At 47.0% G+C, this 12,597-nt stretch carries 15 protein-coding genes; 10 read left to right on the top strand and 5 right to left on the bottom strand.

Features of this window, described 5'->3' with window-relative positions:
* The first annotated feature begins 126 nt into the window (after positions 1-126).
* The 3 genes from M2108_RS10345 (at position 127) to M2108_RS10335 (ending at position 1,681) form a co-directional block, all read left to right on the top strand.
* Entirely contained in the window at positions 127-414 is a 288-nt protein-coding gene (locus M2108_RS10345; protein ID WP_277469287.1) for a Dabb family protein, read from the top strand.
* Between the two features lie 126 nt (positions 415-540).
* A complete protein-coding gene (locus tag M2108_RS10340) occupies positions 541-996 on the top strand; it encodes an NUDIX hydrolase (RefSeq protein ID WP_277469286.1) in 456 nt (151 codons plus the stop codon).
* Positions 997-1,327: 331 nt separating this feature from the next.
* On the top strand, positions 1,328-1,681 hold the full coding sequence (locus M2108_RS10335) for a hypothetical protein (protein ID WP_277469285.1): 354 nt from the start codon (positions 1,328-1,330) through the stop codon (positions 1,679-1,681).
* A gap of 215 nt (positions 1,682-1,896) precedes the next feature.
* On the opposite strand, the gene M2108_RS10330 is transcribed toward M2108_RS10335, so the two are convergent.
* On the bottom strand, positions 1,897-2,703 hold the full coding sequence (locus M2108_RS10330; RefSeq protein WP_277469284.1) for an aminoglycoside phosphotransferase family protein: 807 nt from the start codon (positions 2,701-2,703) through the stop codon (positions 1,897-1,899).
* A gap of 60 nt (positions 2,704-2,763) precedes the next feature.
* Entirely contained in the window at positions 2,764-3,633 is an 870-nt protein-coding gene (locus M2108_RS10325; RefSeq protein WP_277469283.1) for an AraC family transcriptional regulator, read from the bottom strand.
* A gap of 189 nt (positions 3,634-3,822) precedes the next feature.
* Here M2108_RS10325 and M2108_RS10320 point away from each other — a divergent pair, with 189 nt between their 5' ends.
* Positions 3,823-5,895 carry a beta-galactosidase gene (locus M2108_RS10320; protein ID WP_277469282.1) on the top strand — a complete coding sequence of 691 codons (2,073 nt, stop codon included), beginning with the start codon at positions 3,823-3,825 and terminating at the stop codon, positions 5,893-5,895.
* 285 nt (positions 5,896-6,180) lie between these two features.
* Here the strand turns inward: M2108_RS10320 and M2108_RS10315 are convergent, their stop codons facing one another.
* Entirely contained in the window at positions 6,181-6,570 is a 390-nt protein-coding gene (locus tag M2108_RS10315; protein WP_277469281.1) for a winged helix-turn-helix transcriptional regulator, read from the bottom strand.
* Positions 6,571-6,717: 147 nt separating this feature from the next.
* On the opposite strand from M2108_RS10315, the gene M2108_RS10310 reads away from it, so the two are divergent.
* A complete protein-coding gene (locus M2108_RS10310; RefSeq protein WP_277469280.1) occupies positions 6,718-7,236 on the top strand; it encodes a DJ-1/PfpI family protein in 519 nt (172 codons plus the stop codon).
* A 117-nt stretch (positions 7,237-7,353) separates the two neighbouring features.
* Here M2108_RS10310 and M2108_RS10305 read toward each other — a convergent pair whose 3' ends face one another.
* Positions 7,354-8,301 carry an LLM class flavin-dependent oxidoreductase gene (locus M2108_RS10305; RefSeq protein ID WP_277469279.1) on the bottom strand — a complete coding sequence of 316 codons (948 nt, stop codon included), beginning with the start codon at positions 8,299-8,301 and terminating at the stop codon, positions 7,354-7,356.
* Positions 8,298-8,642, bottom strand: a complete 345-nt coding sequence (locus tag M2108_RS10300; protein WP_277469278.1) for a hypothetical protein — start codon at positions 8,640-8,642, stop codon at positions 8,298-8,300. The genes M2108_RS10305 and M2108_RS10300 overlap by 4 nt, the downstream gene beginning before the upstream one ends.
* A 174-nt stretch (positions 8,643-8,816) precedes the next feature.
* Between M2108_RS10300 and M2108_RS10295 the strand changes: the two genes are divergently transcribed.
* The 5 genes from M2108_RS10295 (at position 8,817) to csaA (ending at position 12,380) form a co-directional block, all read left to right on the top strand.
* Positions 8,817-9,392, top strand: coding sequence for a TetR/AcrR family transcriptional regulator (locus M2108_RS10295; protein WP_277469277.1), 576 nt, complete (start codon positions 8,817-8,819; stop codon positions 9,390-9,392).
* Between the two features lie 175 nt (positions 9,393-9,567).
* Positions 9,568-10,419, top strand: a complete 852-nt coding sequence (locus tag M2108_RS10290) for an SDR family NAD(P)-dependent oxidoreductase (protein WP_277469275.1) — start codon at positions 9,568-9,570, stop codon at positions 10,417-10,419.
* A 53-nt stretch (positions 10,420-10,472) separates the two neighbouring features.
* Positions 10,473-11,564 carry an FAD-dependent monooxygenase gene (locus M2108_RS10285; RefSeq protein WP_277469274.1) on the top strand — a complete coding sequence of 364 codons (1,092 nt, stop codon included), beginning with the start codon at positions 10,473-10,475 and terminating at the stop codon, positions 11,562-11,564.
* Between the two features lie 63 nt (positions 11,565-11,627).
* On the top strand, positions 11,628-11,909 hold the full coding sequence (locus tag M2108_RS10280) for a putative quinol monooxygenase (RefSeq protein ID WP_277469273.1): 282 nt from the start codon (positions 11,628-11,630) through the stop codon (positions 11,907-11,909).
* 138 nt (positions 11,910-12,047) lie between these two features.
* Complete coding sequence (gene csaA / locus M2108_RS10275; protein ID WP_277469272.1) at positions 12,048-12,380, top strand: chaperone CsaA; 333 nt, start codon at positions 12,048-12,050, stop codon at positions 12,378-12,380.
* The last annotated feature ends 217 nt before the right edge of the window (positions 12,381-12,597 follow it).

Here is a 12,597-nt window from a genome sequence, read left to right as displayed (position 1 = left end):
TATAACTGCTGCCAATAAACCTGATCCAAAGGCATATGCCGGTTGTTTTTCAGAAGATGCCCTTGTATTCGATGGCTTGGAACAAGCATAAACGCTAATCAGATAAGACACGAGGAGGGAGCAACAATGATAGTGAATCATCTGCTTTTAAAGCTGAAGGACCGGAGCCCTGAGCATATTGAGTACATTCGGACCGTTCTGCTGGGCATGAGAGGAAAAATAGAGGTTCTTCTCGATATTCAGGCTGATGCTAACATCCGCCCCGGCCCTTCAGCATATGATTTGATCCTGATCACCAGGTTTGCTTCTTTAGCAGACATGGAGGAATACCTTATACACCCGGCCCATCTGGAGGTCGCCCGGCTGATTGGTCAGGCTCTGGAGACGCAGGCTTCTGTCTGCTGTACCATCTGATAGAAGGTAACTGCCTAATTGCAAAATATGAACTGCACCATGTTCTTCGTAATTGAAGAGTATGGTGCTATTTTTGTATATTATACAAGAAGTTTGAAGTGAATGATCCGGGAGGGATTACTGCTTATGACGGAATACGTTAAGACCATGAGAAGATTAATCGGTAATAAACCATTACTGCTTTGCGGTGCCAGTATTATTATATTTAATGAGCTTGATCAGGTTCTAATGCTAAAAAGAAACGATAACGGATGCTGGTGTTTTCCGGGTGGAGCCGTTGATCTCGGTGAAGATACTGAAGAAACAGCACGCAGAGAACTGCTTGAGGAGACCGGCTTAAGTATTGGTGAGGTTAGTCTTTTTGGTGTGTTCTCAGGTAAAGATCTGCATTATGTCTATCCGAACGGAGATGAAGTATACATCGTTGATGTAGTGTACTCGAGCAATAATGTTTACGGAGAAATCTCTGTAGATAATGAAAGCAGAGAATACCGTTATTTTGATATTGACGATATTCCTGTTGAGATCAGCCCTCCTGTAATGCCTGTTGTAAATGAGCTGAAGGGGAGAGGGCGGGCCTGATGCGCTTTTCCTTTTGGCTAAGCCTAAGCTACCTGAGAATCTGCAAGAAGAACCGGTAAACCATATTTCGCTGTTGAGAGAAAGACAAAGACTTGATAAATAAAGTCTTTGTCTCCCTCAGCACTATTGTTGTTAAATTAACGTCTCCCGTTAGTTGGACATGTACGCTTTATTTTGTTGCGAAATTTCGTCTTTACTGTGCAACACTCACTGTGGCTCTCGATAATAAAGCTTCATTAAGCTAAACGGCAGTATAAGAGGTATTTGTGGTATAATATGTAATTATGGGTTGTGAAATAAATCGATTATTGGAAAATGGGGGAATCAAAATATGGAACGTAAAATTCAACTAATGGAAACTTACGTAAATATCGACCTTGGAAACTCACCCTTTTTAAAATTAGATAACGGGTTGCAAATTCCATACTCTTCAATCAAGGGAATAACAACAGGTAGACCGATACCAGATGCTTTTAAACTATATGGTGCTTTATTCAGAGGGATGAGAAATGGGTTATTTAGAGCAAATGGTGGTTATCAATTACACTTTTTTGAAAATGAGCTTGAAACTCTTCATTTAGATTTGAATAGCTTTAAAGTTGGTAAGTTCAAAATATCAAAGTTGATCATTGGTATTAAAAATCCTGAAGAAATAAGTAAAAATATTTCCGAAAGAATAACGTGATAATTTGTTGATGAACTGTTCTTTGAACAAGCTGACGAGATAAGCTGTACTACCTCTCCTCCCTTAGTGCGCAGTATGCATCAAATGCGTCTTAAAACCTCCACTTATCTCCTTTTAACTAAAGAATTTCTTTAGTTTCAACTTTAGTTGCACGACGGAAAACAGGATAACTATTAAGAAACCTGCTGTAATCACATTTCGCGTTAGCGATGCACTTAATTCTCTATCCAGTCCTTGAATTGAGCTGTTAAAAATCGAATCTCGCTCTCATAGTGAGCCAAGTGTCCCTCATCAACCATTTTTTGAAAAGCAAGATTTCCTTCAGCGGCACCATTTCTTAATGTATCACACATTGTTGTCAATCGCTTAATAATCCACCCAAGCAGGTCATTAGGGACGGTAGTTCCATATGATTCAAAAAATAATTGAATTCGCCGGCTGCGCTCCAAAGCGTGCAGATCCGCTTGGTACACTACCGTTTTTCCCGAGGAATAGTCAGGTGAGAAGCTTGCAAGCGGAACCGATGTATAAAGGGAGTACGCAATGTCCCACATACGTGGACCTGGTCCAGCCATGTCAAAATCAATCAACGCCACAGGAGTCCCCTTTTGAAAGACCACATTGTACAACGCAGCGTCATTATGACATATTACATCGTAATCATGATCATCACTATAACTAAGCTGCCATTTTCCCTGCGTCATGAGAGAAGAGCCTTCCGTCGCATCATGGAAACGGCATAAAAGGCGTGCTAAACCTACAAGTGTTTCATCCGACCACATGTAAGGTTCAAGGTCGGGATAATCGTTTCCTGGAACTTCCCCTGAAATGTAGGTTAATATTTCCCGATTAGATTCATCCATTCCCAGAAATCTTGGTGCTCCCTCGAAGCCTTGCTTGTCTAAATGTTTAAGTAGCTGGTGAACAGACGGACTCCAATAACCCGTGGGGCGGAGAACAGTATTCTCTTTACGGACAATGAGATTAACATTACCGCCCTGTAATACTTCGTCCTGAGTCATTATGCCTTACCCCTCTTATTTTGTTAATTTGTTTTAAAGGCTCAACCAGAACGATTACGCTCAATGATCCCGCTCCCCCGCAAGACGGCTGCGCATGACACCCGGCGTACACCCGTAAGTCTTGCGGAATACCCGGATAAAATAATTCGTCTCCATTCCAACATTCAGCGCCAGATCCTGCACCGGCCGCTCGGGGTTTTCAGTAATCATCTGCAGTGCGCGCTGCAGCCGCAGGTTCTGCAGGTATTTATGCGGCGTGACACCATACTCCTGCAGGAACAGGCGCTGGAAATGCTGCACCGAATAGCCGACCGCAGAAGCCAGATTGGCGATCAGCAGAGGTTCGGTAAAGTGCTCGTTAATCAGGCTGACCGCTTTTTGCAGCGCCTCGTTGCGGACGGTTTCGGTCTCCAGGCGTTCAGTCTGGCTAAGGGAGGAATCGCCCCGGCGCAGCATCAGCAGCAGCCTGTACAGGGTAACGGACAGCTCCTGCATTGTCTGTTCATCCAGCCGGGCAGCATTATGCCGGTCCACAGTATGCCAGATTCCGGCGATGGCGTCCCAGCACTCCTCGAACCGTTCGGCCATTACAGGCACTGAAGGCAGCAGGCGCAGCCCTTCCAGTACCGGAGCAGACTGGCTGCCGTCAAAGCCGATAAAAGCCAGATGCCACGGCTCATGGGACAGCGGATAATATTCATGCCCCCGGTCAGGAGGGAAGGCAAAAACCATACCCGGACTTAGCACTGTTTCTGTGCCGTCCTCAAGATCGCGGAACAGCCCGCTGCCGCTGCGGATCAGGAACACCTGATGCACAGGGAAGCCGGAGGGGCGGACATGATGGTACTGGATATGATGGCCTACAGAGTAGGGATAGAGCGGAAATTCATCAGGCTGGCGGGGCAGCTCGACCAAAGAAAATGGAAGCAAAGTGTACACCTCATATTCATTTTGTACTATTCAGTCGCGAGTTTATTCCTACTGTCTGATAGCGTTTATCCTATATTATAAACAGTATAAATGATTATCCGTGATTTGGACAAGGATACTGAGTGAATGTAATCAGAGAAAAGTCCCATCCTGACACGGGAAAGATAATGAGAGGATGAATCTACTGCTATGAGTCTTAAATCCCCTGCAATCAGCAGCAAAGCCCCGGTTATGCTGCATGGAGCCGATTATAATCCCGAGCAATGGCTGAAATACCCTGAAATTTTTAAAGAGGATATCCGCCTGATGAAGCTGGCAGGCTGTAACGTGATGTCTGTCGGCATTTTCTCCTGGGTGTCCCTGGAGCCGGAAGAGGGCGTCTTTACGTTTGAATGGCTGGACCATGTATTGGATACCTTTGCCGAGAACGGGATTTACGCGTTTCTGGCGACCCCGAGCGGCGCACGTCCGGCTTGGATGTCCGCTAAATATCCGGAGGTCCTGCGTGTAGAGCGCAACCGCGTACGTAATCTGCACGGCGTCCGCCACAATCACTGCTTCACTTCTCCGGTCTACCGGGAAAAAACAGCGCTGATCAACTCCAAGCTGGCCGAGCGTTACGCTCACCATCCGGCAGTCATCGGCTGGCACATCTCCAATGAGTTCGGCGGCGAATGCCACTGTGATTACTGCCAGAATGCTTTTAGAGATTGGCTGAAAGTGAAATATAACGGCAGCCTGGAAGAGGTTAACCATGCCTGGTGGGCCACCTTCTGGAGTCATACGTATACGGCATGGGAGCAGATTGAATCCCCGGCTCCGCACGGTGAGACCCAGGTTCACGGCCTGAATCTGGACTGGCGCCGGTTTGTCAGTGAGCAGACCATTAATTTCTGCAGCCATGAAATGTCTGCGGTGCGTGACTATAATCCGGAATTGCCGATTACGACCAATATGCATAATATCGACGGTATCGACTATCGCGAGATGGCCAAAATTCTCGATGTTGTTTCCTGGGATGCATATCCGGACTGGGGCTACACCGAAGATAACGATGATGCCCGTCTGGCCGCCTGGACGGCGATGCACCATGATATGTTCCGCACCTTCAAGCACAAGCCGTTCCTGCTGATGGAGAGCACGCCTTCGCTCACGAACTGGCAGTCGGTCAGCAAGCTGAAGCGTCCGGGCATGCACAAGCTGTCTTCTCTGCAGGCTGTAGCGCACGGATCAGATTCTGTGCAGTACTTCCAGTGGCGCAAGAGCCGCGGCTCCAGTGAGAAGTTCCACGGTGCCGTGCTGGACCACAGCGGACATGGCGAGACCCGTGTATTCAAGGATGTAGCTGAAGTGGGCCAGATTCTGGCTGGTCTGACGGATGTGGTTGGTACCTCGACTCCGGCTGAAACAGCGATTCTGTATGACTGGGACAACCGCTGGGCGATCAAAGATGCTCAAGGTATCCGCAATTCCGGTCTGAAGTTCGAAGAGACTGTACTGCAGCACTACCGTGCGCTGTGGGAGCAGGGCATTCCGGTAGATATCGTCGGCTCCAGCGACGACCTGTCCCGCTATAAGCTGGTAATCGCGCCAATGCTGTACCTGATCAGCGAAGAGAACGGGAAGAACATTGAGCAGTATGTAGAGCAGGGCGGTACTTTCCTGGCAACTTACTGGTCAGGGGTTGTAGGCGAGACGGATCTTTGCCATCTGGGAGGCTTCCCTGGCCCGCTGCGCAAGACGCTGGGCATCTGGGCGGAAGAAACGGAAGGATTGCATAGCCGTGATCTGAACGGGCTGGTGCTGGAGAGCGGCAACGCTCTGGGCTTGTCTGGCGACTACGATGCTCATGAAATCGCTGAGCTGATCCATCTGGAAGGCGCAGAAGCGCTCGGCCACTACCGCAGCGACTTCTATGCCGGACGCCCGGCACTGACCGTCAACAAGCTTGGAGCAGGTGAAGCTTACCATCTGGCAACCCGCGTTAAAGACCTGGCGTTCTACGTGGAGCTGTATGCTGCGATTACTGCCAAGGCAGGAATCACCCGCACGCTGGAGTCGGATCTACCGGTAGGCGTGACTGCACAGCTGCGTACGGACGGCGATAACGAGTATGTATTCGTGCAGAACTTCAGCGGCGAAGCGCAGACCGTGAAGCTGGACGGACGCGGTTATACCGATCTGGAAACAGGCGCTGAAGCTCCTGCAGAGCTTGCGCTGCCGGTGAACGGATTGGCAATGCTGAAGCGTAAAGCGAATTAATATAGGAGGGGGGCCCGCACAGCCGGTGGATGGCTGTGCGGGTTCTTTTATTTTGTTTTTACTATTATTTTAGATAACACATTCAGTAAACTTTTTCCTGTAGATAAATAAATGTTTAGAGTGCCTGCTACATACGCGCCAGAAGAGGATAACTTCGCTGTTCAACTGTAATATGCCTATATTCCACATTATAACTATATGGGCGTTATGTATTTAGTGAGGTGGACTTTGTTCATTTATTCGTAAAAGGTTTTGTAAAGCAACATTGTAAATGTAAGCTTATGCTTAATTGTTTAATTCCGAGATGTCCATTTCTTTTATGATTTCTGCCATCCGATTTTTTCCCCATTCATACATCATTTCAACGATAGGAAGTAAAGTCATCCCCAATTCAGTCATGGAATATTCCACTTTCGGTGGAACTTCTGGATAAACCTCGCGATGAACGATTCCATCTTCCATCAGTTCTCTTAATTGATTCGTTAATATTTTATGAGATATTTTTGGAAAAAGCCTTTGGAGATCACTGAATCGATGTGGTCCTTCTACCCCCAAATGCCATAAAATAACGATTTTCCATTTACCACTTATAATTGATAAGGTCAGTTCTTTTTCGCAATTATAATCACCATTTATAATCTTTTCTTTAATTTCATCTCTAAAGGTATCTGGCATAAATTCTTACCTCCTTATTTGTATCCATTGTAACCTGGCGGTAACCTCCTTACAAAAAAGTGCATTCTTCACAGTGAAGAAAACAAGCAGTAGAATGAAATGGTCGTCTTACGGGCGAATCTTTTTATTAATGAGGAGGAACTACAAATGAGTAAAAAAGCACTTTTGATTATACCACCAGAACGTTTCAATGAAGACGAATTATTTCAACCCAAAGCGGAATTGGAAAGCAACGGAATTGATGTGACAATTGCAAGTACAAAAACAGGTGAAATCATAGGGGATTATGAAGGTAAAGCAACTGCTGAGGTCATTTTCTCAGACGTTGTTGCTTCTGACTATGATGTTGTATCTGTTATTGGTGGATCTGGTACGAACGATTATCTATGGGGAAATCAAGAATTACAAGACTACTTGAAACAAGCATACACGAATAAAGTTCTTGTAACAGGAATTTGTGCAGGTGCGGTTACTGTAGCTAAAACGGGCTTACTTACTGGAAGAGAAGCAACTTGCTATCCAGTGGATGTACAAAAAGACCAATTAAAAGCGAATGAAGTAATATATGTTGAAAAACATGTTGTTGCTCATGATGATATTATCACTGGTGATGGTCCAGATGGTGCCAAAGAATTTGGGGAAGCTTTAGTAAAAGCATTAAGCTAAATTCTACAATCTCTACACTGAATTTTCATATAAATGAACGAGGCTGTCCCAAAAGTCATTAAGATGACTTCAGGGCAGCCCCGTTTTACATTCTCCCTGCTGTAATAATTAAACGAATTAAGCCATTAAGCATGTACGTGCAAGCAGCTCAAAAGAACGCAACCGTTTCCGATAGTCGGGAATCATTGTAACGACAATGAATTCATCAACGCCATACAAGTGAGATAACTGTTCGAGCTTTTTCTTTAAGCTCTCAGGCGTGCCTATCAGCAGCTTACGCTCCGAAAGGGGAGCCCTTTCCCCTGCGGAAGCTTCTTGTTGAAACAAAGCTGTACCCGAGGATGCCAGCCTCTCTGCCTCCTCCTCTGTTTCCGCGCAAACGACACCAACGGCAACGATCGCTCGCGGTACAGGGGAAAGAGCTGACGGAGTAAACGCTTCGCGGTAAGCTCTTAATACTTCCTCCCCGGTTACTTCGCTCATAAACTGACCAAAAACATAACCTGTTCCAAACTCGGCTGCATAAGCTGCGCTTTTCTTATTTGTCCCTAGCAGCCACAGTTCTGGCGATACGGGTGGAGTTGGGCGGGCGGTAATCCGACGTCCTTCATATTCATAGCTCCCCTGCAAAAAATCGGAAACTCCCCGGAGCAATTCTGGCATTTTCCAGACATTTTCAAGAAAGTTGTCACTGAGAGCAAGACTGACTTCGGCGGAACCACCGGGCGCCCTTCCTAACCCAAGATCAACGCGTCCCGGGTACAAGCTAGCGAGTAAATGAAAGGATTCTGCAACTTTAAGAGGCTTATAATGCGGCAACAGCAATGCCCCGGATCCGATACGGATGTTATGTGTTTTTGCGCCGATATGCGATAGTAGCACATCCGTCGAGGTGCATGCCAGCCCTGGCATATCATGATGTTCCGCCACCCAATAACGGAAATATCCCAGTCTTTCGGCTGCTTGAGCCAGCTCTACAGCTTGTCCCAGTGCGAAGGTTGCATCGACCTCATCAAAAACGGGGACCAAATCCAAAACACTAAGTTTAATCGGTTTCGCTGTCATAGGCGTCCTGTCCGAGGATTTCGGTAAAATTCAATCATATCGATAAACGTAACTCTGTATTCGCTCATTACCTTACCCAAATCATGCATTCGGCCATGACCGTCCTCTTTGGAAGCGAATACGACGTCGTGCCGCACCTTATCCATGATAATTTTGCCAATGAACTGGTGCTCGTACTCTGCATACTTGTGTTTGAATTCCTCATTAAACTCTAATAAATCTTCGTAAGACCGCTCAAGCATCGCATTAACCAAAGTCAGCTCATTACCTTCCTTGTGGACTGCTGCGTAATAATTGCCCCGATCATCCTTAATAAGATCCTTCAACAATTCAACATTCAAAGTAATTGACTCCCTTCATAACTCCTATGCAATAACACTATATCTTGTTTATTATTCCAGTTCAATTGATACATATACGTATAATTCCGTTCCTACATAAAAATAATCGGTAAGCATTGAGATCATCCAACCTTCGTCGTGGACATACGCATATAGCACTGCTATAATGGACATATGAACACATATGACAAAATATTGGCAGCAGCTCTTAAGGTACTCGAAGAGGAGGGCGGAGCCCAATTTTCGACGCGAGCCGTAACTGCAATCGCGCAGGTTACGGCCCCTACGCTCTACCACCATTTCGGCAATGCCGATGGACTCCTGAGTGCAGCTATAGTGGAAGCGTTCAAACAGTTATTTGAAAGCAAGATTGCCGCAGTGGAGTCCACCATTCCAGAGATGGCTCTTCGTCAAGGATGGGATGACTATGTCCGCTTCGCGGCAACCCGTCCTCGGATTTATGCGGCGATGATGGGGCGGTTGCTCGAGGGCGCCCATATCGAGGCGGCAGATCATTCGTACCAAGCACTAGTGCAAAATATTCAGAAAGTCGCCGACGAAGGCAACCTGGCCGTGTCAGCCCAGGTTGCGGCAGATCTGGTCTGGGCTTCCGCCAATACGGCCTCTTGGCTGTATGTGACGGCCCAGATTCGTAAGGCACCCCCACCCCAACCTGACGTCGTTGATCTCATTCGGGAAAGTGTAATGCAGATCATTTTGATCCAAAGGCCGGACGCCGAATCAAAATGAGGATAAGAAAGATCGATCGCCTATCCAACCTGGACCACCAGGAGGATGGCGATCTTTTTTATGTTTGGAGAAAAGATATAGCACCGCTATAGACAATTTTGTATAGCAGCGCTATAATGTTCGTATAGCAGTGCTATACCATGATCCATATCATATCCAACTTAGGAGGGTTACTATGTCAATCCAAACTCAAGAACTGGTTGTCGTGACAGGTACGTCCAGCGGCATCGGCAGGGCTACCGCGGAGAAGCTCGCCGCTGACGGATTTTACGTATTGGCGGGGGTGCGTCGTCAGGAAGACGCCGACAAAATCAAACGCCACAATATCGAGCCGGTGATCGTCGATATTACCAATATCGACACACTAAAGGCGCTGGCCGAACGGGTGGAGAAAGATCCGCTTGGTCGCCCTTTGCGGGCAGTAGTTAACAATGCAGGCATCGCCGTTAATGCGCCTCTCGAGATGGTTCCGCTCGATGAATTACGCCGCCAGATTGAAGTCAGTGTAATCGGTCAGGTTGCGGTTATTCAGGCGCTTACTCCGGCCTTGCTGAGCTGCGGCGGACGCGTGGTCAATATCGGATCCGTTGGCGGCAAAATTTCAATGCCCGGTTTCGGAATTTATTCGGCTGCAAAGTACGCGATGGAAGCGATCAATGACAGTCTCCGCAGGGAGATGTCCTCGTTCGGACTCAAGGTCATCATGATTACTCCGGGCGGTGTCAGCACCAGCCTGTCGGAGAAAGGGGTTACGACAGCCGATCGGCTGTCCAAGTTGATGACGCCCGATCAGCACAGGCGTCATGATCGTCTTTTTGACGCCGTGAAGGCTCAGGCTGAATCGTGGGCAACGGACGGTATCCGCCCTGAGAAAGTGGCGGCAGTGGTTTCACGTGCAATCCACGCAAGTAAGCCGCGCACCCGCTATACGGCCGGCCGCGATTCGGCACTGCTGACCCGGCTGGTCCGTATTCTCCCAGACAAACTGCTCGACCGGATGCTCCGCAGCCAGATGAAACTGCAGTAATGGGCATTTTAACAAATCCTCTTCGACAGAAGGCTAGAATGGGGGAATGACAAATGCCGCAAAATAAGTTTGAACATGCCATTATTGTAGGTGGATCTTTAGGTGGTCTAATGATGGGGCTTGCGTTATCGCGTTCTGGTTATACAGTTACCATTCTTGAACGTGCAGATTCATCATTAAGAAATGGTGCTTTTATTCGTTTACAAACAAAGCCTTATAGTAATAGTGAAATTGAACGAGAATTAAGACACTTGGCATCGAGTGGTAACAACAATGTTGAAGCCTGGTCAGCCATTCAAGGACGTTTGCGCAATGCAGTTGCAAAAGAACCAGGTATTACCCTTCAGCACAATACACGAATTGTTAGTGTTGGGCAAAATGAATCATCTGCTTGGGCTACCAGTGATGAGGAGCAGACGTTTAAAGGTGACTTTTTGATTGGCGCAGATGGATATCGCAGTATTGTCCGCCGCTATTTAAACCCTGACAGACCATTTGCAGATTATGCTGGCTATCTGGTTTGGGTAGGGAAGGTGGACGAAGAACTGCTGCCAAAGAAAGACTGGAAAAAACGGCAGCTTTCGAGTGCTTATTTCAACAATAGCGCTGCCGGTACATTGACAACTGCGGTGATGCCGGGTATAGAAGGGGGAACCAACCCTGGCCAGCGATGGATTGGTTTTTGCTGGTTTGATCATTCGCATAATCATGTGCTGTCTGAATTAGGTGTATTAAAGGACGGGATTGCCCAGCATTCCTTATACGGTGAAGCTATTCCCGATTCGCTACTAGAAGAACTATCACATACCAGCCAAGCAAATTGGAATAAAGAAGATAATGCAATTTTGCAAATCGCGATTAAGGACCGCAGTTTAATCGGGGCACCCGTTAATGAATACATCCCTAATATATTGTCAAAAGGAAGAATAGCCATGATTGGCGATGCAGCTCATACCATGTCACCAATGACTGGCGCAGGCTTTAATGACTCCCTTGATGATACGGTTGCCATTATAGACTCCATTAAACAGTATCCGAATTCGATAACAAAAGCTTTGGGTGAATACCAAACACGTCGTTTAGATGTGGTTCGTCAAGATGTTCTTGGGGGCCAAGGCTTTAATCGTTCTTTTGGACGATTATAACAGCATTAAACTTAAGCTATTAATAGATTGGAATTTCAAGCATAATAATTAGGTGGAATTAGCATGAACGATACAAACAACCGTTACGTTACTGTACTCTGGGAGGCGAGAACTAAGGCAGGGAGAGAAGCCGAGATGAAGGCATTCATGACTGCTGCTGTCACCCCGTCGCGCAACGACCTGGGCAACATTGACTACGAGGCTCACGAGGTAGAAGGCCAGCCTGGCACATTCATCATCTACGAACGCTGGGAAAACAGGGATGCCCTCGATCAGCACCTGAGCGCCCCCCCGGATGCAGGAACTGGTGCCCCAGCTTTTAGAACTGATGGAGGGATCCATTGAGGAAGGGATTCGACTCCTGCAGCCGTTCCGGCCAGCGAAGTAAAATGCAACACTGAGCGGAACTCATTAATTTCTGTCTGGAAAGCGTGAGAGATATTTCCGTGAGCGGTTAAAGACTATAGTGGAGGAGGCAAAACGTTGGCAACGATCGATGATTTTGCAGCACTAGATATTCGTGTCGGAACAATTAAGGAAGCGGAGCTTTTTGAAGAAGCAAAGATCCCTGCGATAAAGCTTAAGATTGATTTTGGACCGGAGATCGGAATGAAATCCTCAAGTGCACAAATAACTAAGCGTTACAAGGTTGATGAAATGGTAGGAAAGCAAATTATAGGAATCGTCAATTTCCCTCCTCGGCGCATTGCGGGATTCAAATCGGAAGTATTAGTTTTGGGAGGAGTCCCGGAAAAAGGAGATGTAATTCTATTAAAGCCGGATACTGAAATACCTAATGGTACTCCTGTTGCGTAAAAATAAGACGCTATTAGGCGCGTCTGCATTCCTATCAAATCGTTGCAGACATCATCAAAACGTATCATCTTCCACATCAATTGGCTCCGCAAGATGATCCATTCATCGGCAGGGCCATTAAAAAGGGGCTGTCCCAAAAGCCATGAAATGGCTACTTGGGACGGCCCTTGGTTTGGAGTAGGATGTACGTATTCACTTGGGTGGACGCTCCGCGAAC

Origin of the sequence: Paenibacillus sp. PastM-3, from assembly GCF_029893965.1 — a bacterium.
In the GTDB taxonomy this organism is placed as follows: Bacteria; Bacillota; Bacilli; order Paenibacillales; family Paenibacillaceae; genus Paenibacillus_AQ.
This window is presented reverse-complemented; position numbering and strand designations above follow the sequence as displayed.

What these genes read in the sequence shown, in the direction of transcription:
- M2108_RS10345 (WP_277469287.1), top strand. Translation starts at nt 127, where the DNA reads ATGATAGTGAATCATCTGCTTTTAAAGCTGAAGGACCGGAGCCCTGAG.
- M2108_RS10340 (WP_277469286.1), top strand. Translation starts at nt 541, where the DNA reads ATGACGGAATACGTTAAGACCATGAGAAGATTAATCGGTAATAAACCA.
- M2108_RS10335 (WP_277469285.1), top strand. Translation starts at nt 1,328, where the DNA reads ATGGAACGTAAAATTCAACTAATGGAAACTTACGTAAATATCGACCTT.
- M2108_RS10330 (WP_277469284.1), bottom strand. Translation starts at nt 2,703, where the DNA reads ATGACTCAGGACGAAGTATTACAGGGCGGTAATGTTAATCTCATTGTC.
- M2108_RS10320 (WP_277469282.1), top strand. Translation starts at nt 3,823, where the DNA reads ATGAGTCTTAAATCCCCTGCAATCAGCAGCAAAGCCCCGGTTATGCTG.
- M2108_RS10315 (WP_277469281.1), bottom strand. Translation starts at nt 6,570, where the DNA reads ATGCCAGATACCTTTAGAGATGAAATTAAAGAAAAGATTATAAATGGT.
- M2108_RS10310 (WP_277469280.1), top strand. Translation starts at nt 6,718, where the DNA reads ATGAGTAAAAAAGCACTTTTGATTATACCACCAGAACGTTTCAATGAA.
- M2108_RS10305 (WP_277469279.1), bottom strand. Translation starts at nt 8,301, where the DNA reads ATGACAGCGAAACCGATTAAACTTAGTGTTTTGGATTTGGTCCCCGTT.
- M2108_RS10295 (WP_277469277.1), top strand. Translation starts at nt 8,817, where the DNA reads ATGAACACATATGACAAAATATTGGCAGCAGCTCTTAAGGTACTCGAA.
- M2108_RS10290 (WP_277469275.1), top strand. Translation starts at nt 9,568, where the DNA reads ATGTCAATCCAAACTCAAGAACTGGTTGTCGTGACAGGTACGTCCAGC.
- M2108_RS10285 (WP_277469274.1), top strand. Translation starts at nt 10,473, where the DNA reads ATGCCGCAAAATAAGTTTGAACATGCCATTATTGTAGGTGGATCTTTA.
- M2108_RS10280 (WP_277469273.1), top strand. Translation starts at nt 11,628, where the DNA reads ATGAACGATACAAACAACCGTTACGTTACTGTACTCTGGGAGGCGAGA.